Origin of the sequence: Saccharothrix longispora (genome assembly GCF_031455225.1) — a bacterium.
In the GTDB taxonomy this organism is placed as follows: domain Bacteria; phylum Actinomycetota; class Actinomycetes; order Mycobacteriales; family Pseudonocardiaceae; genus Actinosynnema; species Actinosynnema longispora.
Window position 1 is genome coordinate 6,250,476 of record NZ_JAVDSG010000001.1, and the last position, 24,911, is coordinate 6,275,386.

Here is a 24,911-nt window from a genome sequence, read left to right on the forward strand (position 1 = left end):
TCAGTACTTCAGCAGGTTGGAGTCGTCGACCGAGGCCGAGCGACGCGTCTTGAAGATCGACATGATGATCGCCAGGCCGACCACGACCTCGGCCGCGGCCACGACCATCACGAAGAACGCCATCACCTGGCCGTCCAGCCCGCCGTTGACGCGGGCGAACGTGACCAGGCTGAGGTTCACCGCGTTGAGCATCAGCTCCACGCACATGAAGACCACGATGGCGTTGCGCCGCACCAGAACGCCGACCGCGCCGAGGCTGAACAGCAGCGCGGACAGCAGCAGGTAGTACGTAGGGGTCACGACGACTCTCCCTTGAGCGCGCGCGCGTCGGGCTCGTGCCCGGTGCCGGACACCTCCGCGACGTCATCGTCGAGACGTTCCCTCGCGGTCGTCTCGATCAGCTCGGACAGGGACTCGGCGGCGACCGAGCCGTCCGGCAGCAGGGCGGGCGTGGCCACCGAGTTGGCGGTGGCGAACACGCCGGGGCCGGGCAGCGAGCCCGGGCGGTCGCCGCGGAAGCGCTCCTCGACCAGTTCGCGCTGGGTCTTCTTCGCCGTGCCCGGGCGGGAGGCGAAGGCCAGCACCATCGCGCCGACCGCCGCCGTGATCAGCAGGGCGGAGGTCAGCTCGAACGGGAACAGGTAGTCGGTGAACAGCGCCTCGCCGATGTTGGCGACGTTCCCGCCGTTCGCGGTGTTCTGCTGGGCCAGGCCGACCGCGTCCACGTCGGTGAGCGCGCGGGCCAGCGAGCCGACCACCAGGGCGGCGAAGCCGACGCCGAGCGCGGTGGCGGCCAGGCGCTGACCGCGCAGCACCTCGACGACGGAGTCCGAGCTGTCCCGGCCGACCATCATCAGCACGAACAGGAACAGCATCATGATCGCGCCGGTGTAGACGATGATCTGCACGAAGCCGAGGAACGGCGCCTGCTGGACCATGTAGAGCACGCCGAGGCTGAGCATGGTGAGCACGAGCCACAGCGCGGAGTGCACCGCGTTGCGGGCGAACAGCATGCCCAGCGCGCCGGCGAGGGCCAGCGGGCCGAGCACCCAGAACGCGACGGCCTCGCCCGTGGTGACGGTGTCGACCACGCGCTCGACGGCGTCGGGCTGCTGGAGCAGGAACGACGTGAGGCTCACTTCAACGCCTCCTCGGGGCCCGTCTCGACGGTCTGCCCCTCGGGCACGCCGGCCGAGCGGGCCAGCTGCGGGCCGTTGACGTAGTAGTCCTGCTCGTTCTCGCCCAGCCGCATCGGGTGCGGCGGCTGCTCCATGCCGGCCAGCAGGGGCGCGAGCAGGTCCTCCTTGGTGAAGATCAGCTTCTGCCGCGAGTCGTCGGCCAGCTCGTACTCGTTGGTCATCGTGAGCGAGCGGGTCGGGCACGCCTCGATGCACAGGCCGCAGCCGATGCAGCGCAGGTAGTTGATCTGGTAGTCGGCGCCGTAGCGCTCACCCGGCGAGTAGCGCTCGTCCTCGGTGTTGTCGCCGCCCTCGACGAAGATCGCGTCCGCCGGGCACGCCCAGGCGCACAGCTCGCAGCCGACGCACTTCTCCAGCCCGTCCGGGTGCCGGTTGAGCTGGTGGCGGCCGTGGAACCGCGGTGCGGTGACCTTCTTGACCTCGGGGTACTCCTCGGTGACGACCTTCTTGAACATCGTGCCGAAGGTGACGCCGAAGCCCTTGACGGGATCAAAGACGCCCATCGCCGGCCTCCTTTCCCGCCGAGGTGGACGTGACTGCCGCCGGTTCCCGGTCCTGGTCGGTTCCCGGCAGCTCCGCGACCGGCACCTGCCGGCGTGGCGGGGCCTTGGGGACCTGGAGGTCCAGCGGCGGCACCGGGAAGCCGCCACCGGTGAGCGGGACGGCGTTGGGGTCGTGCGGCTCCCGCTTGTCGGGGAGCAGGAACGCGATCAGCAGCACGATCGCGAGGACCGAGCCGATCACGATCAGCGCGGTGGAGGTGTCGAGCCCGCTGTTGGACTCCCACTCCTGGCGCAGGTAGCGGGCGAAGGCCACCGCGACGAACCAGACCAGGGCGATCGGGACCAGGAACTTCCAGCCCAGCCGCATGAACTGGTCGTAGCGCAGGCGGGGCAGCGTGCCGCGCAGCCAGATGAACAGGAACAGGAAGCCCAGCGTCTTGACCACGAACCAGAGCAGGCCGAACCAACCGCTGTTGAGCAGGTGGTCGTCGCCGACGAACGGGAACTTCCAGCCGCCCAGGAACAGCGTGGTGGCCAGCGCCGAGACGGTGACCATGTTGACGTACTCGGCGAGGAAGAACAGCGCGAACTTCAGCGAGCTGTACTCGGTGTGGAAGCCGCCGACCAGCTCCGACTCGGCCTCGGGGAGGTCGAACGGCGCGCGGTTGGTCTCGCCGACCATCGACGTGACGTAGATGAGGAAGCTGACCGGCAGCAGGTAGAAGTACCAGCCGGCGGACTGCGACTCGACGATGTCCGAGGTGGACAGCGAGTGCGAGTGCAGGACGACCGCGACGATCGACAGGCCCATCGCGATCTCGTAGGAGATCACCTGCGCGGCGGAGCGCAGCGCGGCCAGCAGCGGGTAGGGCGAGCCGGACGACCAGCCCGCCAGCACGATGCCGTACACGCCGAGCGAGGAGCAGGCCAGCACGACCAGCACGCCGACCGGCAGGTCGACCAGCTGGAGGGCGGTGCGCTCGCCGAAGATCGAGACCTCGCCGCCGATCGGGATGACCGAGAAGGCCACGAACGCCGGGATGCAGGAGATCACCGGGGCCAGGAAGTACACCCACTTGTCCGCCAGGACCGGGCGGATGTCCTCCTTGAACGCCAGCTTGAGGCCGTCGGCGAGCGACTGGAGCCAGCCGTTCGGCCCGACCCGGTTGGGACCGGGCCGCTGCTGCATGCGGGCGACGACCTTGCGCTCCCAGTTGATCATGAACAGGGTCATGACGACCAGGAACGCGAAGATCCCCACGACCTTGACGAGGACCAGCCAGAGCGGGTCGTCGGCGATCAGTTCTGCGGTGCTCATGCCTTGCCTCCGGGCGGGGTGATCTTCTCCGCGGTGCCCGTGACGACCGGCGCGACCGCGACCACGGAGCCGTGGCCCGCGACCAGGTTGCGCCGCACGGTGACCGCGCCCGAGTTGCCGGGCAGCCACACGACACCGTCGGGCAGGTCGGCCGCCTCGACCGGCAGCACCACCTCGCCCCGGTCGGTGGAGACGGTGATCTCGCCGCCCAGGTGGACGCCCAGGTGCACGGCGGTGGCCGGGGACAGCTTGGCCACCACCGGGCGCGCGGTGCCCGCCAGGTTCGGCTCGTCGTCCTGGAGCGAGCCGTTGTCCAGCAGGCGGCGCCAGGTGGCGAGGACGGCCTGGCCGTCCTTGGGCTGGGTCAGCAGCGGGGCGGGGACGGTCGGCGCGGCGGCCTGGACCGCCGCGACGCCGAGCCGGGCCAGGTCGGCCGCGGCGGCCGCCGGGGTCTGCGTGAACAGGTCGGCGTCCATCTCCACGGCCAGCGTGTCCAGGACCCGGCAGTCCGGCAGGGTGCCGGTGCCCTCCAACGTGGTGGCGAACGGGCGGGGGCGGCCCTCCCAGTTGAGGTAGGTGCCCGCCTTCTCCACCGCCGGGGCGACCGGGAGCACGACGTCGGCGCGCGCGGTGACCGCGCTGTGCCGCAGCTCCAGGCTGACCACGAACCCGGCGAAGTCGAGCGCGCGCTCGGCCAGCGCCGGGTCCGGCAGGTCGTACGGGTCGACGCCGCCGACGACCAGCGCGTCCAGGCCACCGCTCGCGGCGGCGGTCAGGATGCCCGCGGTGTCGCGGCCGGGCTTCACGGGCAGCGCTCCCGCAGCCAGGCCCCACGCCGCCTCGACCTCGGCGCGCGCCGCCGCGTCGCCCACCAGGCGACCGCCCGGCAGCAGCGTGGGCAGCAGGCCCGCTTCGAGGGCGCCGCGCTCACCGGCGCGGCGGGGGACCCAGGCGACCTTCGCGCCGGTGCGCCCGGCCAGCGCCGCGACCGCGGAGAACAGGCCCGGGACCTCGGCGGCGCGCTCGCCGACCAGGATCACCGCGCCCGGCTTCGACAGGTCCTCGACCACGTCGGCGGCGTGCTCGGGCAGCGCGTGGAGCGCCGACGGCTCCTGGCCCGGCACGCAGGCGAGCAGCACGCCGTTGGTCTTCTCGACCGCGGGGGTCGTGAACTGGCCGAGGTGGAACACCCTGGTCCGGTTCTTGCGACTGGCCTTGCGCAGCCGCAGGAAGACGATCGGCGACTCCTCCTCCGGCTCGAACGCCACCAGCAGCGCGGCCGGGGCGGCCTCGATCGCCGCGTAGGTCACGCCGCCGTTGTCCGGGTTCGCGCCCAGCACCGAGGCGGTCAGGAACTCCAGCTCCTCGGCCGAGTGGGCGCGGGCGCGGAAGTCGACGTCGTTGGTGCGCAGCGCGATCCGGGCGAACTTCGAGTACGCGTAGGCGTCCTCGACGGTGAGCCGGCCGCCGGCCAGCACGCCGACGCCCTTGCCGTCGCGGGCCTTCGCCAGGCCCTCGGCCGCGTGCTGGAGCGCCTCGGTCCACGACGTCTCGCGCAGCTCGCCGGTGGCCGCGTCGCGCACCAGCGGGCGGCGGATGCGGTCGGCGGCCGTGGCGTAGCGGAACGCGAAGCGACCCTTGTCGCAGGTCCACTCCTCGTTGACCTCGGGCGCGTCGCCGGCCAACCGGCGCTGCACCTTGCCGCGCCGCCAGTCGGACCGCGTGGAGCAGCCCGACGCGCAGTGCTCGCACACGCCCGGCGTGGACACCAGGTCGAACGGGCGGGCGCGGAACCGGTACGCGGCGCTGGTCAGCGCGCCCACCGGGCAGATCTGGATGGTGTTGCCGGAGAAGTAGGACTGGAACGGCTTCTCCTGCGCCACGCCGACCTGCTGCTGCGAACCGCGCTCCAGCAGCTCGATGAACGGGTCGCCCGCGATCTGCGCGGAGAACCGCGTGCAGCGCTGGCACAGCACGCACCGCTCCCGGTCCAGCAGCACCTGCGTGGAGATCGGGATCGGCTTCGGGAACGTCCGCTTGTGCTCGTGGAAGCGGGAGTCCGCGCGGCCGTGCGCCAACGCCTGGTTCTGCAGCGGGCACTCGCCGCCCTTGTCGCAGATCGGGCAGTCCAGCGGGTGGTTGATGAGCAGCAGCTCCATCACGCCCTGCTGCGCCTTGTCCGCCACCGGCGAGGTCAGCTGCGTCTTGACGACCATGCCGTCGGCGACCGTCATCGTGCAGCTGGCCTGCGGCTTCGGCATCGCCCGGCCGCCCATCTCGACCTCGACCAGGCACTGCCGGCAGGCACCCGCGGGCTCCAGCAGCGGGTGGTCGCAGAAGCGCGGGATGACGGTGCCGAGCCGCTCCGCGGTGCGGATCAGCAGCTCGCCCTTCGGCGCGACGACCTCGACGCCGTCGATGACGAGCTTGACGTGGCCCTCGGGGACCACCAGCTCCGTGCTCTTGTCAGGCGCGATGGTCATGCGCTGGCTCCTGCCAGGACGGTACCTGCTCGGTTCTTGGCCGAGTTCTGGTCGCACAGGGCCAGGAACTCGTCCTTGAAGTACTTGATGCCGCTGGTGATGGGGCTGACCGCGCCGTCGCCGAGGGCGCAGAACGAGCGGCCCAGGATGTTGTCGCAGACGTCCAGCAGCGTGTCGATGTCACTGGCCGTGCCGTTGCCCGCCACCATCCGCTGGAGGATCTGGACGAGCCAGTAGGTGCCCTCGCGGCACGGCGTGCACTTGCCGCACGACTCGTGCTTGTAGAACTCGGTCCACTTCATGACCGCCCACGGCACGGACACCGTCTCGTTGAAGATCTGGAGCGCGGTGGTGCCCAGCATCGAGCCGGCCTCGGCCGCGCCCTCGAAGTCCAGCGGCACGTCCAGGTGCTCGGTCGTGAACAGCGGGGTCGACGAGCCGCCCGGCGTCCAGAACTTCAGCGGGATGCCGTCCTTCATGCCGCCCGCCATGTCCAGCAGCTCGCGCAGCGTGACGCCCATCGGGGCCTCGTACTGGCCGGGGCGCTCGACGTGGCCGGACAGGGAGAAGATCTTCGGGCCCGGCGACCGCTCGCGGCCCATGGTGCGGAACCAGTCCGCGCCGCCGTTGACGATGTACGGGACGCTGGCGATCGTCTCGACGTTGTTCACCACGGTCGGCGAGGCGTACAGGCCCGAGGTCGCCGGGAACGGCGGCTTGAGCCGCGGCTGGCCGCGACGGCCCTCCAGCGAGTCGAGCAGCGCCGTCTCCTCGCCGCAGATGTACGCGCCGGCGCCGGCGTGCACGACCAGGTCGAGGTCGAAGCCCGAGCCGAGGATGTCCTTGCCCAGGTAGCCGGCCTCGTAGGCCTCGCGCACGGCGGCGTGCAGCCGGCGGATCACGTGCAGCACCTCGCCACGCACGTAGATCGCGGCGAAGTTCGCCCGGATCGCGTACGAGGTGATGATGATGCCCTCGACCAGCGAGTGCGGGTCCGCCATCATCAGCGGAATGTCCTTGCAGGTGCCCGGCTCGCCCTCGTCGGCGTTGATGACGAGGTAGTGCGGCTTGCCGTCGTTCTGCGGGATGAAGCCCCACTTCATGCCGGTGGGGAAGCCCGCGCCGCCGCGCCCGCGCAGCCCGGAGTCCTTGCACTGCTGGATCAGCTGGTCCGGGTGGGCGGTGAGCGCCTTGCGCAGCGCCGTGTACCCCTCCAGCTGCTCGTAGGTCTTCAGCGTCCAGGAGCGCGGCGACAGCCAGCGCTTGGTCAGGACGGGAGTCAAGGAATCAACCACGTCGACCTCCCCCTACTTCTTTTCCGGCAGCGGCGGGAACTCCGCGTTGTCCGGCATCGCCGGAGCCGTCCACCCGCGCTCGGCGGCCAGGGCCGCGCCGCGCACCGTCTCCGGGGCGGCCGACGGGCCGTCCAGGTCCGCCTCCCGGCCCTCGAAGAAACCGGCCAGCTGGAGCTCCGCCTGGCGGAAGTCGGTCAGCCGCGCGCCGCGCGTCGGGTGGGGCTTCTCCCCCGCCTGGAGGGACTTCACCAGCTCCAGCGCCTTCTCCGGCGTCTGGTTGTCGAAGTACTCGTAGTTCACCTGGAGCACCGGGCCGAGGTCGCACGCGGCGAGGCACTCGGCGTGCTCCAGGGTGATCGAGCCCGGCGCGCCCGGCTCGCCCGAGGTCTCCTCGTGGCCGAGCGGCCTGCCGTCGGACCCCAGGTGCTCGCGCAGCCCCGCGTAGATCGCGTCACCGCCGAGCGCGGCGCACAGGGTGTTCGTGCAGACGCTCACCAGGTGCTCGCCGCAGGGGCGGCGCTTGTACATGGTGTAGAACGTCGCGACCGCGCTGACCTCGGCGTTGGTGAGGTCCAGCTGGTGGGCGCAGAACGTGATGCCCGCCTGGCTGACGTACCCCTCGACCGACTGCACGAGGTGCAGCATCGGCAGCAGCGCCGAGCGGGCCACCGGGTAGCGGGCGATGATCGCCTGCGCCCTGGCCACCGTCTCCTCGTCGAACACGCTCGTGTCGAACGTGCCGGGGGTCGCGGTGGCCTGCGTCGCCACCGGGTCCAGCGGCGAGGCCGCGAAGACGTTCTCGGGAGTGCTCATCGGTCACAACCACCCATCACCGGGTCGATGGAGGCCACCGACGCGATGACGTCGGCGACCATGCTGCCCTCGCACATCGCGGGCATCGACTGGAGGTTCACGAAGCTGGGTTCGCGCACGTGCACGCGCATCGGCCGGGTGCCGCCGTCGGAGACGACGTGGTAGCCCAGCTCGCCGCGCGGCGACTCGATCGGCACGTACACCTGACCGGCCGGCACCACGAAGCCCTCGGTCACCAGCTTGAAGTGGTGGATCAGGGACTCCATGGACTGGCCCATGATCTTGCGGACGTGCTCCAGCGAGTTGCCCATGCCGTCGGCGGCGATGGTCAGCTGCGCGGGCCAGGCGACCTTGGCGTCCTCGACCATCACGGGACCGGCGACGAGGTTGTCCACGGCCTGGCGGATGATCCTGAGGGACTGGTGCATCTCCTCCAGGCGCAGCAGGTAGCGCGCGTAGGAGTCGGCCGCGGTCGACGTGGGCACGTCGAACTCGTAGTTCTCGTAGCCGCAGTAGGGCTCGACCTTGCGCAGGTCCCACGGCAGGCCCGCGGAGCGCAGGATCGGGCCGGTGATGCCGAGCGCGAGGCACGCGTCCACCGGCAGGTAGCCGACGTTCGCGAGCCGGTTGCGCCAGATCGGCTGGCCGGTGAGCAGCTTGTCGTAGTCGGGCAGCCGGGAGTCCATCACCTTGATGAAGTCCTTGATGCGCTGCTCCGCGCCCTCCGGCAGGTCCTGCGCGAGGCCGCCGGGGCGGATGAACGCGTGGTTCATGCGCAGGCCGGTGAGGAACTCCAGCAGGTGCAGGACCTCCTCGCGCTCGCGGAAGCCCGAGGTCATGCCGGTGAGCGCGCCCAGCTCCATGCCGCCGGTGGCCAACGCCACCAGGTGCGAGGAGATGCGGTTCAGCTCCATCAGGATGACCCGGATCGTCTGCGCGCGCTGCGGCACCGTGATGCCGAGCAGCTTCTCGACCGCCATGCAGTACGCGGCCTCGTTGTGCAGCGGCGCCAGGTAGTCCATGCGCGTCACGAACGTGACGCCCTGGGTCCAGTTCCGGTACTCGAGGTTCTTCTCGATGCCGGTGTGCAGGTAGCCGACGACGCTGCGGGCCTGGGTGACGGTCTCGCCCTCCAGCTCCAGCACCAGGCGGAGCACGCCGTGCGTCGACGGGTGCTGCGGCCCCAGGTTCATGACGATGCGCTCGTCGCCCGCGGCCTCGGCCAGCACCTCGTCCCAGTCGCCGCCGGTCACCGTGTAGACGGTGCCCTCGGTGGTCTGCCGGGCGCCCGCGTAGGAGTCGGGGTTCGAGGTGGTGCGGTTGGCGTCGTACGAGTCGCTGTCACGGCCGGCCGCGCTGGTGTCGGTGCCCGTGGTCACGTCGGAAAGACGTTCGGTCATGAGTAGGACCGCCTCTGGTCTGGCGGGGGGATCTCCGCGCCCTTGTACTCCACCGGGATGCCGCCGAGCGGGTAGTCCTTGCGCTGCGGGTGGCCGTCCCAGTCGTCCGGCATGAGGATTCGGGTCAGGCCCGGGTGACCGTCGTAGACGATGCCGAACATGTCCCAGGTCTCGCGCTCCTGCCAGTCCGCCGTCGGGTACACCGACACCACGCTGGGGATGTGCGCGTCGTCCACGTCGACCGAGACCTCCAGCCGGATGCGCCGGCGGTAGGTCATCGAGGTCAGGTGGTAGACGGAGTGCAGCCGCTGCGCGACGTCCACGCCGTAGTCCACACCGGACACCGAGCTGCACAGCTCGAAGCGCAGCGCGGGGTCGTCGCGCAGGATGCGCGCCACCTCGACCAGGTTCTCCCGGCGCAGGTAGAAGGTGATCTCGCCGCGGTCGACGGTGATCTGCTGCACCGTGTCGGCCGGCAGGCCCTTCTCCCGGATCGCGGCGAGCAGCTCGTCGGCGACCTCGTCGAACCAGCCGCCGAAGGGCCGCTCGGACGGCGCGGCGACGTGGGCGGGCAGCCGCAGGCCGCCGAAGCCGGACGTGTCGCCGGAACCGGAGATGTTGAACATGCCCCGGCGGGCGCGGCCGGCCTCGACGCCGCCGCGCGCCCCGTGCTCCTCGTACTGGGCCTCGCTCATGCTCGACGAGCTGAGGGCCTCGTCGTTGCCCGGGGTGCCCGCGCCGGGGGTCTTGGCGACCTCGCCGGGGGTGTTCCGGTCTTCAGCGCTGTTCTCGTTCGGCATGCCGCTCACTTCTTCGCAAAGCGCTGGGACGACGGGATCAGCTCGGTCCGGTGGCCCTGCTCGGCGAGCAGCGCGGCACGGGTCGGGCCGAGCGGCTCGTCCATGATCTTCGCGTGGATCTTCAGGATGGCGTCGATCAGCATCTCCGGCCGCGGCGGGCAGCCCGGCAGGTACATGTCGACCGGCACGACGTGGTCCACGCCCTGCACGACCGCGTAGTTGTTGAACATGCCGCCGGAGGAGGCGCACACGCCCATCGCCAGGACCCAGCGCGGCTCGGGCATCTGGTCGTAGATCTGGCGCAGCACCGGGGCCATCTTGTTGGTGACCCGGCCCGCGACGATCATCAGGTCGGCCTGGCGCGGCGAGGCGCGGAAGACCTCCATGCCGAACCGGGCCAGGTCGTAGCGCGGGGCGCCGGTGGTCATCATCTCGATGGCGCAGCAGGCCAGGCCGAAGGTCGCGGGCCACAGCGAGGACTTGCGGGTCCAGTTGACCAGCTTCTCGACGCTGGCCAGCATGATGCCGTTCGGGAGCTTCTCTTCGAGACCCATGGTCTTCCCCCTCAGTTCCAGTCGAGGCCGCCGCGACGCCAGACGTAGGCGTACGCGAAGCCGACCGTGGCGACGAACAGTGCGATCTCCACCAGGCCGAACAGGCCCAGCCGGTCCGCGGAGACCGCGAACGGGTAGAGGAAGACCATTTCGATGTCGAACAGGATGAACAGCATCGCCGTGAGGTAGTAGGCGACCGGCATGCGGCCACCGCCCACCACGGGTTGCGGCGACGGCTCGATGCCGCACTCGTAGGCGTCCAGCTTCGCGCGGTTGTACCGGCGGGGACCGATGTACGGCGCTGCCGTCACCGAGAACAGCGCGAAGGCGCCGGCGAGGGCGAACATCAATACGAGGGGGAGGTAAGCGTCCAGCACTCTCCGTCGTCCTTTCCTCGCTGTCGCGGTGGTGGTGCACCGCCGACCGTTGCGCACCCTATGGGGTGTTCGTGCACCCTCCGGGAGTTAGGCACGCCTAACAATCCGCAGGTCGCTTGTGAAACACTTCACAAGGCATCACAGCCGGTTGTGAACTGATTCACAAGACCTGTGGGCCAGTGTAGAACGTCACAGACAGGCGTGACACACGCCCCCCACACCCATGCTGACCAGGTCATACCAGGGCTGGATCGACAGTCGGAGGGACGGCCCGTGAACGAGGCCACACCGAATACGAAACAGCGCCGTCCCGGAGGACGGCGCTGGACCGATCAGGTGAGGGCGATTAGGCCGTCGGGGTGACCTTCGTGGCGGCGGTGATGATGCGGTCGAACGCGTCGCCGTCCTTGGGGTCGTACAGGCCGGCGAGCAGCTTCAGGACCAGCCTCATGAGGGTCTTGCGGGGCAGCCCGTACTTGGTCGCCGTGCGCATGATCGCGGGGTGGCCGATGAGCTTGCTGAAGACGTTGCCGAGGCGGTAGTAGCTGCCCAGGGCCTGTTCGATGCGCACCGGGTAGCCGTGCAGCGCGCGCTCGCGGCTCGCGCCCTGGCGGGCCAGGGCCTGCACGACGCTCTCGGCGGCGATCCGCGCCGACTCCATGGCGTAGCCGATGCCCTCGCCGTTGAACGGGTTCACCATGCCGCCGGCGTCGCCCACCAGCAGCAACCCGTCCCGGTAGTGGGGCTTCCTGTTGAGACCCATCGGCAGGGCCGCGCCGCCGATCTTGCCGGTGGCGTTCTCCTCGCGGAAACCCCACTCCTCCGGGGTGCCGTCGAGCCAGCTCTTCAGCAACGCGCGGTAGTCGGTGGTGCCGTACGCCTTGGAGGTGCTGAGGATGCCGAGGCCGACGTTCACCGTGCCGTCGCCCATGCCGAAGATCCAGCCGTAGCCGGGCAGCAGCACGTCGTTCTGGCGGTCCCACAGCTCCAGGTGCGACTCCAGGTAGTCGTCCTTGGTGCGCGGGCTGGCGTAGTAGCGGCGGACCGCGACGCCCATGGGCTTGGCGTCGTCCTTCTGGATGCCGACGCTGAGCGCGAGGCGCGCGGACACGCCGTCGCAGGCCAGCACGAGGGGTGCGCGGTAGGTCACCGGCTCCTTGCCCGGCCCCTGCTTGGCCTCCACGCCGACCACGCGGCCGTTCTCCACGACCGCGCCGGTGACGGTGGTCTGCTGGTGCATCCGGGCGCCCGCCGCGACGGCGGTGTTCGCCAGCATCTCGTCGAAGTCCTGCCGCGGGCGCACCAGGCCGTAGGGCGGGAACGTGGCCAGCTCGGGCCAGTCCAGCTCCAGCGTCACGCCGCCGCCGACCACGCGCAGGCCGCGGTTGTGCAGCCAGCCCGCCTCTTCCCGGGTGTCGACGCCCAGGTCGACGAGCTGCTTCACCCCGCGTGGCGTGAGGCCGTCACCGCAGACCTTCTCGCGGGGGAAGGTGCTCTTCTCCAGCAGCACCACGTCCAGGCCGGCCCGTGCCAGGTAGGTGGCCGCGGTGGAACCCGCGGGCCCCGCCCCGACCACGATCACCTCGGCGTCCTCGCCTGCCTTGCGGCGGCTGGGAGTCGTCATCCCCGCTCCTTGTGCCCGTGTTCACAAAGTCCCCCCCGAGTCTACTTGCGCTCCCCTGAGACCCCCGCGAGTCGTAAGTCCAAGCCGCGCGAGTCGTAAGTCCAAGCCGCGCGAGTCGTACGTTCGGGACCCCTGAGTCCTTCACCCACGAGTGAAGAACTCAGGGTGCGCGAAGTCACGACTCGCGCGGCGCGAAGTGACGACTCGCGCGGTGTGGGATTACGACTCGCGGGTCAGGCGGGTTTGGTGGCTCGGTGGAGGGCGACCATGCCGCCGGTGAGGTTCATCCAGGCCACGTCCTCCCAGCCGGCGCGGGCGACGACCTCGCCCAGTGCGCGCTGGTCGGGCCACGTGCGCATGGACTCGGCGAGGTACTTGTAGGCGTCCGGGTTGGACGAGACGAACTTCGCGATGAGCGGCAGGACCTTGAGCAGGTGGCGCATGTAGACGTACCGGAACGGCCGGAACGTGGGCGTCGACACCTCGCACACCACCAGCCGGCCGCCGGGCCGCACCACGCGCGCCATCTCGCGCAGCGCCGCCTCGGTGTCGTTGAAGTTGCGCAGGCCGAAGCTGACCGTCACCGCGTCGAACGCGCCGTCCGCGAACGGCAGGTGCAGGGCGTCCGCGGCCACCTTGGGCACGTCCCGGTGCCGCCCGCCGAGCAGCATGCCGACCGAGAAGTCCGCCGCCACGCACCACGCGCCCGAGGCCGCGTACTCCACGGTGGACACCGCCGTGCCCGCCGCGAGGTCCAGCACCCGCTCGCCGGGACGGGCGTCGAGCACGCGCCTGCTCCACTCGCGCCAGCGCCGGTCGAACCCCAGTGTCATGACGGAGTTCGTGCGGTCGTAGCCCTTCGCCACGCCGTCGAACATCTCGGCGACCTCGCGGGGGTTCTTGTCCAGACCTGCGCGCGACATGGGAGCAGACTAGGTGACGCGCAGAGCGGCCAGCATCCCGTCCACCGCCACCTGCCACGGGTACTCCTCGGCACGTGCCCGCGCCGCGCTCCGGCGGGTCGGCTCCGGGTCGTCGAGCAGGGCGCTCACCGCCCCCGCGAACGCCAGCGCGTGGTCGGCCACCGCGGCGCCGCACCCCGGCCGCACGATCTCCCGCAGCGCCGACGAGGCCGAGACCACCACCGGCGTGCCGGAGGCGAGGGCTTCGAGCGCGGCCAGGCCGAACGTCTCGTGCGGCCCCGGCGCGAGGGACACGTCGGCGGTGGCCAGCAGGTCCGCGACGGCCGCGCGGTCGCCCAGGAACCCGAGGAACGTGACGGGCAGGCCCGCGGCCCGGCGTTCCAGCGCCTCCCGGCGCGGGCCGTCGCCGGCGACGACCAGGCGGACGCGGTGACCGGCGGCGTGCAGCTCGGCGGCGGTGTCGACGCTGCGCTCGACGTGCTTCTCCGGCGACAGCCGTCCGCAGTGCACGAGCAGCGCGTCCGCGCCCCGCGCGAGGTCCGCCCTGAGCGACCGGTCGTGCCGGGTCGGGGTGAACGTGCGCAGGTCCACGCCCAGCGGGACGCGCACGACGTTGCGCGCGCCGATCCGGTCGAACTCCTCGCGGGCGAACTCCGTCGTGCACACCACCACGTCGTAGGAGGCGGCCATCCGGGCGTTGGCCGCGTCCGCGCCCCGCCGCGCCAGGCCGCCGGGCACCAGGAACTGCTCCAGCAGCCGGTCCAGCCGCTCGTGGGAGACGACCGCGCTGGGCACGCCCCGCTCCGCCGCCCACCGGCCCATGCCGCGCAGCGTGAGCCGGTCGGACACCTCCAGCCGGTCGGGGGCCACCCGGTCGAGGAGGGCGCGCACCCGCCACGGGTCCACCGCGCGGTAACCGCCGGTGCCGGGGATGCGCGGCGCGGGCAGCGTGACGCGCCGCACCCCGCCGGCCAGCCGTTCGTCGGCGTGCGCGGGCCCGGGGACGACGAGGACGACCTCGTGGCCGTGCGCGGCGTACCCGGCGCCCAGGTGGTGCAGGGCCGTGCGCAGGCCGCCGGACCGGGGGCCGTAGAAGTTGGCCAGTTGGACGATCCTCACGCCGCGCGCCGCTGCGGGAGGTCCAGCACGGCCGCGTAGTGGGCCAGCAGCTCGTCGCACACCGCGGTCCACGTCCGACCGCGCACCCAGCGCCGCGCCGCCTGCCCGTACTGCCGGCGGCGCAGCGGGTCGCGCAGGTCCTCCACGGCGGCGCGCAGCCCGTCGTCGTCGCGGAACAGGTAGCCGGTGTTCGGCCGCACCAGGTCGCGCGGACCGCCCGCGTCCGGCGCCACCACCGGGACGCCGCTGGCCAGCGCCTCCTGCACGGCCTGGCAGAACGTCTCGTGCGGCCCCGTGTGCGCGAACACGTCCAGGCTCGCGTACGCGGTCGCCAGCTCCGTGCCGCCGCGGAAGCCCAGGAACACCGCACCCGGCAGCTCGCGGCGCAGCCGCTCCTCCTCCGGCCCCTCGCCGACGACCACGAGCCGGACGCCCGGCAGGTCGCGCAGGGCCGCGAGCCGGTCCACCCGCTTCTCCGGCGACAGGCGGCCGACGTACCCGACCAGCAGCTCCCCGTCCGGGGCGAGCTCGCGGCGCAGCGCGTCGTCGCGGCGGCCCGGGTGGAACAGGTCGACGTCCACGCCCCGACCCCACCGGTGCACGCGCGGCACGCCGTGCTCCTCCAGCGCCCCCACCGCCCAGCTCGACGGCGCGAGCGTGCGGTCGGCCTGGGCGTGCAGCCGGCGCGTCCACCGCCACGCGGCGCGCGCCGTCAGCCCGAGGCCGTAGTGGCCGGCGAACCCGGCGACGTCCGTCTGGTAGACGGCGACCGTCGGCACGCCGAGCCTGCGCGCCGCCGACAGGCCTCGCGCGCCGAGCACGAACGGGCTGGCCAGGTGCACCACGTCCGGGCGGAAGTCGTGCAGGGCGGTCAGCACCCGGCGCGTCGGCACGCCCACCGGCAGCGAGCTGAACCGCGGCAGGTCCACCGCCGGGACGCGCACGACCGGCGTGCCGTCGTGGTGCTCGTCGCCGGGACCGGGTGCGACGACCAGGGCCTGGTGACCGCGTGCCCGCAGGTGCTCCAGCACGCGCAGGACGGAGTTGGTGACCCCGTTGACGTGGGGCAGGAAGCTCTCGGTGACGATCGCTACGCGCACGCCGATCACCCTGGGTGGCGGAGGACACGACGGCGTGACACCTCGGCGAACGCCCGCGGAACTCCACGCGTCGGGGTTGACGTTGGCCCCGGCTTCACCTGGAGTACGCGCCGCGGTCACCCGTTGCGGTGACACTAGGTCGGCATGACCGTCTTGTCGTCCCGACCTGCCCAGCCCGTCGATCCCGGACTGGTGTCGATCGCGTTGGAGGTGGCGGGTCGCCTGGCCAACGACGCGTCCGACGTCATCATGGCGACGGCGGGGCGCGGTGCACGGCCGGACGAGGACGCGTCGCCGTTCGACTGGGTGACCGACACCGACCGCACGCTGGAGCGCCACACTCGGCGCGTGCTCACGGCGGAGTTCCCCGACATCCCGGTGTTCTGCGAGGCCGCCGACACCGACGTCGCGGCGGACCTCCCGTTCCGCTGGGTCGTGGACCCGGTGGACGGCACGGCGAACTACGTGGCGGGCCTGCCGTGGTGCGCCTACAGCCTCGCCCTGGTGGACCGCTGGGGCCCGGTCGTGGGGGTGGTGGCCGACCCGTACCGGGCGCAGATCTACGCCGCCGCGCGGGGGCGCGGGATGAGGGCCAACGGCACGCCGGTGCGGCTGGGCGACCAGGCCGTCAGCACGATCGTGTGCACGGAGATGACGAGGACCGGCCCGTGGCCCGGGATGGGCGAGTTCATCTCGCGCGCGGCGGTGGCGGGCACGGGGGTGCGGGTGCTGGGCTCGAAGGCGCTGGCGGTGGCGCAGGTGGCCCTGGGGCACGCCGCGGCGGCGGTCCTGCACAGCTACCACGAGTGGGACGTGGCGGGCGCGGTGGCGCTGGCGGTCGAGTCGGGCGCCGTCGTGCTCGACCGGCGGGGCGAGGACGCGTCCCTGCCGGTGGACGGCCTGCTCGTCGCCGTGCCGGAGGTGGCGGAGGAGGTTCTGGGGTGGTGGCGGTCGTCGATGACCCGTTAGGCCGTTTGACGCATTCCCCGCCCTGTGCCATAGTTGTCGCGTCGGGCCCAGTAGGGCCCGGAAGTGAACCCGGTTCACCTTCCGGACGGTGGGTTGCCGGGTTTCGCGCTGTCTAGGCTGCCTCGACCCTCTTGACGCCTTCCACGAGTCCCGCCACCCGGCGCCGCCACTCACCGCCTGCGCCGTAGCTCCACGCGATCGCGTCGCTCGCCCACAGCATCGGGTCCTCGTGCGCGCGGAAGTGCTCGTAGTTGATGGCGAAGATCTTCCTTTTCACGAGAGCCATCGTGTGCCGGTCGTAGGCGTCCTGGTGGGCGCAGCTCTCCAAGACCAGTCGCGACGCGCTGATGTTGATCAGGTGCATCCCGGCCGCCCGGAGGCACGCCTGCCGCGCCGCCCGGTCGCTCGGGTGTTCGCACGTGAAGATCCGGGCGCGGACACCGAGTTCATCGAGCAGCGAGAGGATGGCCCGTCGGCGCGACTCACCTTCCTTGTAGAAGTGCAGGCGGCGCTGGCCGGGCTTCACCTTCGCGCGGAGGGCGGTCCGGATGCGGTCGAGGTCGCGCGGGAGGGCGATGACGACCGCGACCAGGTAGGTCGGGCCGCGGCGGGACTCGTCGAGGAATGCGTGCCACATGACCCAATGGACCAATGGACCAGTGGCCACGTGCAATTGGTCTAACCATTCCCGAGGTTCGGCAGCTGCTGCTCCAGCACTTCGAGGTGCACGCGGGCCTCTTCGAGGGACGGCTGGTCGAACATCCGCAGTGCCACGCGGCCCACCTCGTCCTCGAACGCGGTGAAGTCGCGGACGGCCGCCGCGAGGCGTCGGGCCACCGGGTGGTCCTGGCCGCCGTCCAGCGCGCGGCCCAGGTGGGCCATGCGGCGGACGTCGGCGAGTTCCCCGTCGAACTGGGCGGCGATCCGCTCGAACCACTGGCGGGCCGGGGAGGGCGGGATGGTGTTCACGGCGGCGCGCACCCGGCTGACCGACAGCTCGCACCTCGCCACCATCGCCGACCAGCGGTCGTTCGGCGGCGGGGGCGCGGGCGGCAGGAGCTGCGGGGGCCGCGGCGGCGGGAGCGCCTGCCGGGGGCGACGGACCGCGCCGACGACCAGGCCGATCAGCGTGCCCGGCACGCCACCCATCACCACGCCCAGAATCCCCGAGGCGACGAGGCTCGCCGCGACGCTCGCGCCGGACTCGCCCACGGACGTCGGGATGGCGAAACCGAACAGGAACAGGACGCTCATCAGCACCGTGCCGATGAGCAGACCCCACAGCGCCGACCGTCCCATGTGCACCAATGTGCCAGATCAGGCGTCGAAATCGACCGTGATCGACGTGGTTCGCGCCACCGACTGGCAGGTCAGCACGAATCCCGCCTCGACCTCGCGCGGTTCCAGGGCGTAGTTCCGGCGCATCTCCACCTCGCCCGACACGACCAGCGCCCGGCACGTCCCGCACACGCCGCCCTTGCAGGCGAACGGCAGGTCGGAGCGCACCCGCTGGGCCGCGTCGAGGATCGGGACGCCGGCGGGCAGCGGCACGTCGGTCGACCGGCCGTCCAGCACGACGGTGCACGTCGCGGCGGCCCGCACGACGGCGTCGTCGGCGCGCAGCGGCGGCGGTGGCGGCTCGTCCACGTAGAACAGCTCGTGGTGCACGCGCCCGTCCGGGACGCCCAGCGAGGACAGCACCGACCGCGCGTCCGTCACCAGCCCGTACGGCCCGCACAGCCACCAGTCGTCCACGTCGGCCCACGGCACGACGGTCCCGAACAGCGCCCGCAGCTTCGCCGCGTCCAGCCGGCCGGAGAACAGCTCGACGTCCCTCGGTTCCCGCGACAGCACGTGCACCAGCTGGAACCGGGCCGGGTACCGGTCCTTCAGGTCGGCCAGCTCGTCGCCGAACATCACCGTGTCGGCCCGCCGGTTGCCGTACAGCAGCGTCACGCGCGCCCCGGCCGCCAGCACGGACGCGGCGATCGACAGCGCGGGCGTGATGCCCGAGCCGGCGACGACCAGGCCGTGGTGGTCACCACCCGCAGGTGTGAAGTTGCCGGCGGGCGGCAGCACCTCCAGGACGTCACCGGGCTGCACGCGGTCCACCAGCAGCGTCGAGAAGAGCCCGCCGTCGACCCGCCGCACACCGATGCGCAGCGGCGTCCCGACGGCCGCGCAGATCGAGTACGACCGGCGCTCGTCGCCGTTGCGCAGCGTCACGAACTGGCCCGCGCGGAACGCGAACAGGTCGGCCAGCGGGGCCGGCACGTCGAACGTCACGGCCACCGCGTCCGAGCAGAGCCGCTCGACCGAGGCCACGGTCAGCTTGTGGAACTCCGGCCGCGCCACTCAGATCTCCTTCACGTGCTCGAACGGCTCGGCGCAGTCCAGGCACCGCCGCAGCGCCTTGCACGCCGTGGACCCGAACCGGGACAGCTCGGACGTGCGGAACGACCCGCAGCGCGGGCACGCCACGCGGGCGGACGGCGGCACCAGGTTCAGCGGCACCGGCCCGGCGACCTTCGGCCCCAGCCGGGACGGCGGCGCGATGCCCGCCTCCCGCAGCTTGCGCAGCCCGTCCTCGCTGATCCAGTCGGTGGTCCACGCGGGCGACAGCGAGGTCCGCACCTCCACCGCCGAGTACCCGGCCGCCAGCAGCGAACGCCGCAGGTCGGCGCCCATCTCGTCGAGCGCGGGGCACCCCGAGTAGGTGGGGGTGATGGTCACCGAGACCCGGCCGCCCGGCGCCTCGGTCACGTCCCGCAGCACACCCAGGTCGGCCAGCGTCAGCACCGGCAGCTCGGGGTCGCGCACCCGCGCCGCCACGTCGTACGCGGTGGTCACCGCGATCACCAGACCGCGCCGGGCAGCGACCGGTGCAGGTGCTGCATCTCGGCCAGCAGGTAGCCCATGGCCTCGGTGTGCACGCCGTCGCGCCCGGCCCGCCCGTTCACCCGCGCCGCGGGCACGTCCGCCGGCCGTTCCAGCCCGGCCGCCGACAGGACGGCGTCCAGCACCCCGTCCACCTCGGCCCGCAGCTCGGACGGGTCGACCGCGACCCCCGGCAGCCGCAGCTCCACGGCGTGCGGCGCGAACAGCTCGTCGACGAACGGCCACACCCGCTCCAGGCCGGCCCGCATCCGCCGGTGGGACTCGTCGGTCCCGTCGCCGAGCCGCACGGTCCACTGCGCGGCGTGGTCGCGGTGGTAGGCCAGTTCCTTCAGGCCCTTCTCGGCGACGGCCGCCAGCACCGGGTCCGCGCTCCCCCGCAGCCGCGAGTACGACGCGACCTTCCACGAGGAGAACACCAGCAGCCGCGCGATCGTGGTCGCGAAGTCGCCGCCGGCGACCGGGCCGCACTCGATCTCGGCCAGGTGCACGTTGCGGAAGTCCCGCTCGTCGCGCAGGAACGCCAGCGCGTCCTCGTCCCGCCCCGCGCCCTCGACCTCGCCGGCCCGGGTGAGCAGCAGCCGGGCCTGGCCGAGCAGGTCGAGCGCGATGTTGGCGAGGGCGACGTCCTCCTCCAGCTCCGGCGCGCGCGAGGTCCACTCGGCCAGGCGGTGGGACAGCACGAGGGCGTCGTCGCCGAGCATCAGGCAGTACGCGGCCAGGTCGGCCCGGTCGACGCCGGCGGGCACCTCGCGGTCCACGCCGGCCAGCGGCTCGGCGAACCCGGTGCCGAAGGCCCAGTGCGCGTCGTCCTCGCCCAGCAGGGACTCGTAGGCGTTGTCGAAGCTCATAGGTGCGGCACGTCCTCGGGGATCTCGTAGAACGTCGGGTGCCGGTACACCTTGTCGCCGCTGGGCTCGAAGAACGGGTCCTTCTCGTCCGGCGACGACGCGGTGATCGCCGCCGCGGGCACCACCCAGATGGACACGCCCTCGTTGCGGCGGGTGTAGACGTCACGCGCGTTGCGGAGGGCCATCTCGGCGTCCGGCGCGTGCAGGGAGCCCACGTGCACGTGGTTCAGCCCGCGCTTGCCGCGGACGAACACCTCCCACAGCGGCCACGACGAGCTGCTCATGCCACGTCCTCCCGGACAGCCCTCTTGGCCGCGTGGGCCTCGGCCGCCGCGCGCACCCACTCGCCGTCCTCGTGCGCCCGTCGCCGGTGCTCGACGCGCTGCTTGTTCGCCGGTCCGTTGCCGCCGACGACCTGCCAGAACTCGTCCCAGTCGGGTTGGCCGAAGTCGTGGTGGCCGCGCTCGGGGTTCCACTTCAGCGCGGGGTCGGGCAGCGTCACGCCGAGCTTCTCGGCCTGAGGCACGGTCATGTCGACGAACTTCTGCCGCAGCTCGTCGTTGGTGTTGCGCTTGATCCGCCACGCCATCGACCGCTCGGTGTTGGCGCTCTCCGCGTCCGGCGGGCCGAACATCATCAGCGACGGCCACCAGAACCGGTCGACGGACTCCTGGACCATGGCGCGCTGCGCGTCGGTGCCGCCCATCATCGTCATCAGCAGCTCGTAGCCCTGCCGCTGGTGGAAGGACTCCTCCTTGCAGATGCGGATCATCGCCCGCGCGTACGGCCCGTACGAGGTGCGGCACAGCGGCACCTGGTTGCAGATGGCGGCGCCGTCCACGAGCCACCCGATCACGCCGACGTCGGCGTAGGACAGCGTCGGGTAGTTGAAGATCGAGGAGTACTTCTGCCGGCCCGAGACCAGCTTCTCGGTCAGGTCGCCGCGGTCCGCGCCGAGCGTCTCGGTCGCCGCGTACAGGTAGAGGCCGTGCCCGGCCTCGTCCTGGACCTTGGCCAGCAGGATCGCCTTGCGGCGCAGCGAGGGCGCGCGGCTGATCCAGTTCCCCTCCGGCTGCATGCCGATGATCTCGGAGTGCGCGTGCTGCGCGATCTGCCGGATCAGCGTCTTGCGGTAGCCGTCGGGCATCCAGTCGCGTGGTTCGACGCGCTGACCGGCCGCGACGGTGCGCTCGAACTCCGCCTCCAGGTCCATGGAGGCGATGTTACACCTGAACGCGGTTTTTGAGGAGAACTGTCACAAACGCCGGCGCACCCACCAGACCAGCGGCAACAGCACCGCCCACACGGCGAGCAGGAACGTGCCGACGGGCAGCAGGGCGAGCACGGCGGTGCGGCCCGCGACCCGGGCCACCTCGGGGTCGGCCGTGTCGTACTCGATGCGCACCAGCTGGCCCGGCTCCAGGCCGTCGGGGTAGAGCAGGCCCTGCGACGGGCTGTGCACCGCGCCGTCCGGGGTCGCGAAGCGCACGACCGTGCGCTGGAAGGAGACGGAGACCACCTCGGCGGTGGCCTTGCCCAGCCGCTCCTCGATCATCAGGTCGTCGCGCCAGCACGCCGCGAGCAGGATGACGCCGATCAGCGTCACGACCGAGCCGAGCACCAGCAGTGCCCGGACGACCAGGAGCTTGACCTTCGGGCGAACGCCCGTCCGCACTGCGTCGTCCACCACACCTGAGGAGTCTAGGGCGGTGTGCGCACCGCATCTCAGGGGTGACTCCATACCCTCGTTGGTGTGACATCGGCTCCTGCTCAGCGAACACGACAGCGGCTGCGCGCACACACCGCGCACACGCCCGGTGACGACCTCCTGGGCAGACTGCCCTCGCCGACCGGCGCGCTGAGCTGGGTCCGCGACGGCGAGGGCCTGGTCGGCTGGGGCGAGGCGGCTCGCTTCGAGGCGTCGGGCCCGGACCGGTTCGCCGCCGCAGACCGCTGGTGGCGCGAGTTCACCGCGGCGCTGGACGTGGACGACGAGCTGGACGTGCCCGGCAGCGGTCCCGTGGCGTTCGCGAGCATGGCGTTCTCCGACCGCCCCGGCCACTCGGTGCTCGTGGTGCCCGAGGTCGTCGTCGGCCGGCGCGGCGGGCACACCTGGACCACGACGATCGGCGAACCGGGGCACCACGCGGTGCGGCCCGTGCGGCGGCCGACGGGGGTGTGCTACGCCGACGGCGACCTGTCCGCGACCGGCTACCGCGAGGCCGTGCGCGCCGCCGTGGCGCGGATGCGGGCGGGCGAGCTGGACAAGGTGGTGCTGGCGCACGACCTGCTGGCGGTGGCGGACGAGCCGATCGACCACCGGTTCGTGCTGGCGGGCCTGGCCGGGCGGTACCCCGAGTGCTGGGTGTACGCGGTGGACGGCCTGGTCGGCGCGACCCCCGAGCTGCTGCTGCGCCGCACCGGGTCCGTGGTCGACTCGCGCGTGCTGGCGGGCACCACGTGGCCGCACGACGGGATGTCCGACGACGAGCTGGCCGCCGCGCTGCTGTCCTCGGGCAAGAACCGCGAGGAGCACGAGTACGCGGTGGCGTCGCTGGTCGACACGCTGCGGCCGTTCTGCGCCACGATGTCCGTGGACGGCCCCTCCGTGCTGCGGCTGCCGAACGTCTCGCACCTGTCCAGCGACGTGATCGGCGAGCTGAGCGGCACGCCGTCGCTCCTCTCGCTCGGCGAGGCGCTGCACCCGACGGCCGCGGTCGGCGGCACGCCCCGGGCCGACGCGCTCCGGGTGATCGAGGAGCTGGAGGGCCTGGACCGGGGCCGCTACGCGGGTCCCGTGGGCTGGGTCGACGGCCGCGGCAACGGCGAGCTGGGCATCGCGCTGCGGTGCGCGCGGGTGGACGGCCGCACGGCCCGCCTGTTCGCCGGCTGCGGCCTGGTCGCCGAGTCGGACCCGGACAGCGAGGTGCGGGAGGCGCACGCCAAGATGCTGCCGTTCCGCGAGGCCCTCGAAGGCCGCTGACCAGGTCGCGACGACATCACCGCCCGGTTGGGGGGTGGTTGCCGCCTTCTCGACAACCAGTCCTCATCCGCGCTCGTGCGGCGGTCAAGAGCACTTCCGTCTCGACCTGCGGTGCGGTGCGAACCGGCCAGGCTTGGCCGGTTCGCACCCGCACCGCACGGCATCACCGGTTCTTCACACCCGTCACGAACGCCGCCCACGCCGCCGAACCGACCCAGAACACCCCACCGCCGGGGTTCTTGGAGTCCCGAACGCCCACACCGCGCCCGGCGACGATCCGGCACTCCACGCACTGGTCACTGCCACCGCCGCTGCGGCTGCTCTTGAACCAGCCGGTGCCGTGCGGGGACTTCGAGGTGTTGGACATGGCTAGATCTCCTCCAGCTTCCGACGGATGAACTCGACCGTGTCCTCGTGGTCGCGGGCGAGTTCCTGGGTCTTCTTGAAGGCGCGCAACAAGTTCGCCGTGTCGACTACGCCGTCGAAGTAGGTGGACGGTCCGTAGGAAGTCGAAGCGAACGCGACATCCGGCGCACTGCCGGCGAAGTCCAACACGGTCACCCCGCCGCTGGATGCGGGATTCCTCATGTCCGCCAACCGCAACACCTGCATGGTGATGGACGGATGCCGTTTGTCCAGGTGGAGCAGGTGTTCGAGCTGTTCCCGCATGATGCCGGCGTCGTCCTCGCGGCAGTCGATCGCTTCCTCGGTGAACACGAATTCGAGCTTCTTGGGCTCGTCCGCCTCCAATGTGGTGATCTGCCGCTTGCGACGGAACATGAAGCGGTTCTCGATCTCGGCCTGTGACGATTCCCAGAACACCCCGTCGCAGGAATCGATCACGGCGCGGATGTAGCCGGGAGCCTGGAGCAGTCCCGGAACCACACCGGGCTCGTAGCAGCAGATCGTGACGGCGTCCGCTTCCATGTCCGCGAGCCGCTGGAACGAACCGGGCAGCGTGTCGGTGTAGGGCTGGGGGTCGGATGCGCTGCGGCGCAAGCGCTTCCGCGCCCGTGCGCCGAGTTCGAGGACGGTGGCGCGCTCGCCATCGGGCACGCCGAGGAAATCGAGCACGCACGTCAACTCGTCATTGCCTAGCGTCGCGGTGCCGTCCTCGACCATGCTGATCCGCGAGTCGACGCGGCCGATCACCGCGCCGACCTCGGCCTGCGACACGCCCTTGAGGTTCCGGTAGCGCTTGAGCGACAAGCCGAGTTGCCTCCGCTCCACGGTCTGCCGAGCACGCATGTGTCGATGCCTCCACGGAATTCACGACAGCACCCAGTGTGCTGCGACGGGAGCGGGCCGGACAGGGCCACCCGAGGCACCTGATCGAGCGACTGCCGTAAGGGAGAGATCGCCCTTAGGCTCGGCACGTCTCAATCGCTCCGTAGTCGACTGGCTACAGCGCGTGGAGCATAGCCATCCACCACCAGGGAGTGGTGAAGGCCCCGACCGGACGTGAAGGAGTCGACGGACGTGATCAAGGGCAGGGGAACCAGCGTCGAGACGTGGGTGTCGGTGACCGGGAGCTGCCCGATCACCTGTGAGGTCGGCGACCGGCAGGCGCAGGTCCGCTTCGGCGTGGAGCACTCGTTCGCGCTGGAGGTGCTCTTCACCGAAGAAGCGCTGGAGGACCTGGTCCACACGGCGCAGGGAGCACTGCGGACGATGCGCGGGGACGACTGAGCAGCACCGCGGGCCA

28 protein-coding genes are annotated in these 24,911 nt (G+C 71.7%); 3 read left to right on the top strand and 25 right to left on the bottom strand.

Going from position 1 to position 24,911, the window contains the following annotated elements:
• The 15 genes from nuoK to J2S66_RS26515 form a co-directional block, all read right to left on the bottom strand.
• On the bottom strand, positions 1 to 300 hold the full coding sequence (nuoK, locus tag J2S66_RS26445) for an NADH-quinone oxidoreductase subunit NuoK (RefSeq protein ID WP_306743711.1): 300 nt from the start codon (positions 298 to 300) through the stop codon (positions 1 to 3).
• Positions 297 to 1,139 (bottom strand): NADH-quinone oxidoreductase subunit J, encoded by an 843-nt coding sequence (locus J2S66_RS26450; protein ID WP_306743712.1) that lies wholly within the window; start codon positions 1,137 to 1,139, stop codon positions 297 to 299. The genes nuoK and J2S66_RS26450 overlap by 4 nt, the downstream gene beginning before the upstream one ends.
• A complete protein-coding gene (gene nuoI / locus J2S66_RS26455; protein WP_310309994.1) occupies positions 1,136 to 1,702 on the bottom strand; it encodes an NADH-quinone oxidoreductase subunit NuoI in 567 nt (188 codons plus the stop codon). Before nuoI ends, J2S66_RS26450 begins: the two co-directional genes overlap by 4 nt.
• Complete coding sequence (gene nuoH / locus J2S66_RS26460) at positions 1,689 to 3,020, bottom strand: NADH-quinone oxidoreductase subunit NuoH (protein WP_310309995.1); 1,332 nt, start codon at positions 3,018 to 3,020, stop codon at positions 1,689 to 1,691. The genes nuoI and nuoH overlap by 14 nt, the downstream gene beginning before the upstream one ends.
• The gene (locus tag J2S66_RS26465) at positions 3,017 to 5,503 is read right to left on the bottom strand and encodes an NADH-quinone oxidoreductase subunit G (protein ID WP_310309996.1); all 2,487 of its coding nucleotides are present in this window, start codon (positions 5,501 to 5,503) and stop codon (positions 3,017 to 3,019) included. Before J2S66_RS26465 ends, nuoH begins: the two co-directional genes overlap by 4 nt.
• Positions 5,500 to 6,798 (bottom strand): NADH-quinone oxidoreductase subunit NuoF, encoded by a 1,299-nt coding sequence (gene nuoF, locus J2S66_RS26470; RefSeq protein WP_310309997.1) that lies wholly within the window; start codon positions 6,796 to 6,798, stop codon positions 5,500 to 5,502. Before nuoF ends, J2S66_RS26465 begins: the two co-directional genes overlap by 4 nt.
• A 12-nt stretch (positions 6,799 to 6,810) precedes the next feature.
• Entirely contained in the window at positions 6,811 to 7,611 is an 801-nt protein-coding gene (nuoE, locus tag J2S66_RS26475; RefSeq protein WP_310309998.1) for an NADH-quinone oxidoreductase subunit NuoE, read from the bottom strand.
• Positions 7,608 to 9,011 (bottom strand): NADH-quinone oxidoreductase subunit D, encoded by a 1,404-nt coding sequence (locus J2S66_RS26480; RefSeq protein WP_310309999.1) that lies wholly within the window; start codon positions 9,009 to 9,011, stop codon positions 7,608 to 7,610. The genes nuoE and J2S66_RS26480 overlap by 4 nt, the downstream gene beginning before the upstream one ends.
• Entirely contained in the window at positions 9,008 to 9,706 is a 699-nt protein-coding gene (locus J2S66_RS26485; RefSeq protein WP_310315095.1) for an NADH-quinone oxidoreductase subunit C, read from the bottom strand. Before J2S66_RS26485 ends, J2S66_RS26480 begins: the two co-directional genes overlap by 4 nt.
• Before the next feature lie 110 nt (positions 9,707 to 9,816).
• On the bottom strand, positions 9,817 to 10,365 hold the full coding sequence (locus J2S66_RS26490) for a NuoB/complex I 20 kDa subunit family protein (protein ID WP_306743719.1): 549 nt from the start codon (positions 10,363 to 10,365) through the stop codon (positions 9,817 to 9,819).
• Between the two features lie 11 nt (positions 10,366 to 10,376).
• On the bottom strand, positions 10,377 to 10,742 hold the full coding sequence (locus J2S66_RS26495) for an NADH-quinone oxidoreductase subunit A (RefSeq protein ID WP_306743720.1): 366 nt from the start codon (positions 10,740 to 10,742) through the stop codon (positions 10,377 to 10,379).
• Between the two features lie 346 nt (positions 10,743 to 11,088).
• Positions 11,089 to 12,366: a geranylgeranyl reductase family protein gene (locus J2S66_RS26500; protein WP_310310000.1), complete on the bottom strand. Its 1,278-nt coding sequence runs from the start codon at positions 12,364 to 12,366 to the stop codon at positions 11,089 to 11,091.
• 233 nt (positions 12,367 to 12,599) lie between these two features.
• Positions 12,600 to 13,289: a demethylmenaquinone methyltransferase gene (locus J2S66_RS26505; RefSeq protein ID WP_306743722.1), complete on the bottom strand. Its 690-nt coding sequence runs from the start codon at positions 13,287 to 13,289 to the stop codon at positions 12,600 to 12,602.
• A gap of 9 nt (positions 13,290 to 13,298) precedes the next feature.
• Entirely contained in the window at positions 13,299 to 14,408 is a 1,110-nt protein-coding gene (locus tag J2S66_RS26510; protein ID WP_310310001.1) for a glycosyltransferase, read from the bottom strand.
• A complete protein-coding gene (locus J2S66_RS26515; RefSeq protein ID WP_310310002.1) occupies positions 14,405 to 15,508 on the bottom strand; it encodes a glycosyltransferase family 4 protein in 1,104 nt (367 codons plus the stop codon). The genes J2S66_RS26510 and J2S66_RS26515 overlap by 4 nt, the downstream gene beginning before the upstream one ends.
• A 144-nt stretch (positions 15,509 to 15,652) precedes the next feature.
• Between J2S66_RS26515 and J2S66_RS26520 the strand changes: the two genes are divergently transcribed.
• Positions 15,653 to 16,477: an inositol monophosphatase family protein gene (locus J2S66_RS26520; RefSeq protein WP_306743725.1), complete on the top strand. Its 825-nt coding sequence runs from the start codon at positions 15,653 to 15,655 to the stop codon at positions 16,475 to 16,477.
• A 112-nt stretch (positions 16,478 to 16,589) separates the two neighbouring features.
• Here the strand turns inward: J2S66_RS26520 and J2S66_RS26525 are convergent, their stop codons facing one another.
• From J2S66_RS26525 to J2S66_RS26560, 8 genes are read right to left on the bottom strand one after another with little or no spacing between them, the layout of a single operon-like run.
• The gene (locus tag J2S66_RS26525; RefSeq protein ID WP_310310003.1) at positions 16,590 to 17,114 is read right to left on the bottom strand and encodes a hypothetical protein; all 525 of its coding nucleotides are present in this window, start codon (positions 17,112 to 17,114) and stop codon (positions 16,590 to 16,592) included.
• Positions 17,115 to 17,155: 41 nt separating this feature from the next.
• A complete protein-coding gene (locus J2S66_RS26530; protein ID WP_310310004.1) occupies positions 17,156 to 17,776 on the bottom strand; it encodes a hypothetical protein in 621 nt (206 codons plus the stop codon).
• Positions 17,777 to 17,794: 18 nt separating this feature from the next.
• Positions 17,795 to 18,832, bottom strand: a complete 1,038-nt coding sequence (gene paaE, locus J2S66_RS26535) for a 1,2-phenylacetyl-CoA epoxidase subunit PaaE (RefSeq protein WP_310310005.1) — start codon at positions 18,830 to 18,832, stop codon at positions 17,795 to 17,797.
• Entirely contained in the window at positions 18,833 to 19,327 is a 495-nt protein-coding gene (paaD, locus tag J2S66_RS26540; RefSeq protein WP_310310006.1) for a 1,2-phenylacetyl-CoA epoxidase subunit PaaD, read from the bottom strand.
• Between the two features lie 5 nt (positions 19,328 to 19,332).
• Positions 19,333 to 20,223 (bottom strand): 1,2-phenylacetyl-CoA epoxidase subunit PaaC, encoded by an 891-nt coding sequence (gene paaC, locus J2S66_RS26545; RefSeq protein WP_310310007.1) that lies wholly within the window; start codon positions 20,221 to 20,223, stop codon positions 19,333 to 19,335.
• A complete protein-coding gene (paaB, locus tag J2S66_RS26550; protein ID WP_310310008.1) occupies positions 20,220 to 20,507 on the bottom strand; it encodes a 1,2-phenylacetyl-CoA epoxidase subunit PaaB in 288 nt (95 codons plus the stop codon). The genes paaC and paaB overlap by 4 nt, the downstream gene beginning before the upstream one ends.
• Positions 20,504 to 21,436: a 1,2-phenylacetyl-CoA epoxidase subunit PaaA gene (paaA, locus tag J2S66_RS26555; protein WP_310310009.1), complete on the bottom strand. Its 933-nt coding sequence runs from the start codon at positions 21,434 to 21,436 to the stop codon at positions 20,504 to 20,506. Before paaA ends, paaB begins: the two co-directional genes overlap by 4 nt.
• 42 nt (positions 21,437 to 21,478) lie before the next feature.
• Complete coding sequence (locus J2S66_RS26560; protein ID WP_306743735.1) at positions 21,479 to 21,964, bottom strand: DUF3592 domain-containing protein; 486 nt, start codon at positions 21,962 to 21,964, stop codon at positions 21,479 to 21,481.
• Between the two features lie 12 nt (positions 21,965 to 21,976).
• On the opposite strand from J2S66_RS26560, the gene J2S66_RS26565 reads away from it, so the two are divergent.
• Entirely contained in the window at positions 21,977 to 23,206 is a 1,230-nt protein-coding gene (locus J2S66_RS26565; protein WP_310310010.1) for an isochorismate synthase, read from the top strand.
• A 163-nt stretch (positions 23,207 to 23,369) separates the two neighbouring features.
• Here the strand turns inward: J2S66_RS26565 and J2S66_RS26570 are convergent, their stop codons facing one another.
• Both J2S66_RS26570 and J2S66_RS26575 read right to left on the bottom strand, forming a co-directional pair.
• The gene (locus J2S66_RS26570; protein WP_310310011.1) at positions 23,370 to 23,573 is read right to left on the bottom strand and encodes a DUF397 domain-containing protein; all 204 of its coding nucleotides are present in this window, start codon (positions 23,571 to 23,573) and stop codon (positions 23,370 to 23,372) included.
• A gap of 2 nt (positions 23,574 to 23,575) precedes the next feature.
• A complete protein-coding gene (locus J2S66_RS26575; protein WP_310310012.1) occupies positions 23,576 to 24,415 on the bottom strand; it encodes a helix-turn-helix domain-containing protein in 840 nt (279 codons plus the stop codon).
• Between the two features lie 252 nt (positions 24,416 to 24,667).
• Between J2S66_RS26575 and J2S66_RS26580 the strand changes: the two genes are divergently transcribed.
• A complete protein-coding gene (locus J2S66_RS26580; RefSeq protein ID WP_310310013.1) occupies positions 24,668 to 24,895 on the top strand; it encodes a hypothetical protein in 228 nt (75 codons plus the stop codon).
• Positions 24,896 to 24,911: the final 16 nt, after the last annotated feature.

What these genes read in the sequence shown, in the direction of transcription:
- nuoI (WP_310309994.1), bottom strand. Translation starts at nt 1,702, where the DNA reads ATGGGCGTCTTTGATCCCGTCAAGGGCTTCGGCGTCACCTTCGGCACG.
- J2S66_RS26570 (WP_310310011.1), bottom strand. Translation starts at nt 23,573, where the DNA reads ATGTCCAACACCTCGAAGTCCCCGCACGGCACCGGCTGGTTCAAGAGC.
- paaB (WP_310310008.1), bottom strand. Translation starts at nt 20,507, where the DNA reads ATGAGCAGCTCGTCGTGGCCGCTGTGGGAGGTGTTCGTCCGCGGCAAG.
- J2S66_RS26485 (WP_310315095.1), bottom strand. Translation starts at nt 9,706, where the DNA reads ATGAGCGAGGCCCAGTACGAGGAGCACGGGGCGCGCGGCGGCGTCGAG.
- J2S66_RS26520 (WP_306743725.1), top strand. Translation starts at nt 15,653, where the DNA reads ATGACCGTCTTGTCGTCCCGACCTGCCCAGCCCGTCGATCCCGGACTG.
- J2S66_RS26490 (WP_306743719.1), bottom strand. Translation starts at nt 10,365, where the DNA reads ATGGGTCTCGAAGAGAAGCTCCCGAACGGCATCATGCTGGCCAGCGTC.
- J2S66_RS26500 (WP_310310000.1), bottom strand. Translation starts at nt 12,366, where the DNA reads ATGACGACTCCCAGCCGCCGCAAGGCAGGCGAGGACGCCGAGGTGATC.
- J2S66_RS26530 (WP_310310004.1), bottom strand. Translation starts at nt 17,776, where the DNA reads ATGGGACGGTCGGCGCTGTGGGGTCTGCTCATCGGCACGGTGCTGATG.
- J2S66_RS26465 (WP_310309996.1), bottom strand. Translation starts at nt 5,503, where the DNA reads ATGACCATCGCGCCTGACAAGAGCACGGAGCTGGTGGTCCCCGAGGGC.
- nuoH (WP_310309995.1), bottom strand. Translation starts at nt 3,020, where the DNA reads ATGAGCACCGCAGAACTGATCGCCGACGACCCGCTCTGGCTGGTCCTC.
- nuoE (WP_310309998.1), bottom strand. Translation starts at nt 7,611, where the DNA reads ATGAGCACTCCCGAGAACGTCTTCGCGGCCTCGCCGCTGGACCCGGTG.
- J2S66_RS26505 (WP_306743722.1), bottom strand. Translation starts at nt 13,289, where the DNA reads ATGTCGCGCGCAGGTCTGGACAAGAACCCCCGCGAGGTCGCCGAGATG.
- paaC (WP_310310007.1), bottom strand. Translation starts at nt 20,223, where the DNA reads ATGAGCTTCGACAACGCCTACGAGTCCCTGCTGGGCGAGGACGACGCG.
- J2S66_RS26525 (WP_310310003.1), bottom strand. Translation starts at nt 17,114, where the DNA reads ATGTGGCACGCATTCCTCGACGAGTCCCGCCGCGGCCCGACCTACCTG.
- paaA (WP_310310009.1), bottom strand. Translation starts at nt 21,436, where the DNA reads ATGGACCTGGAGGCGGAGTTCGAGCGCACCGTCGCGGCCGGTCAGCGC.
- J2S66_RS26560 (WP_306743735.1), bottom strand. Translation starts at nt 21,964, where the DNA reads ATGGAGTCACCCCTGAGATGCGGTGCGCACACCGCCCTAGACTCCTCA.
- J2S66_RS26480 (WP_310309999.1), bottom strand. Translation starts at nt 9,011, where the DNA reads ATGACCGAACGTCTTTCCGACGTGACCACGGGCACCGACACCAGCGCG.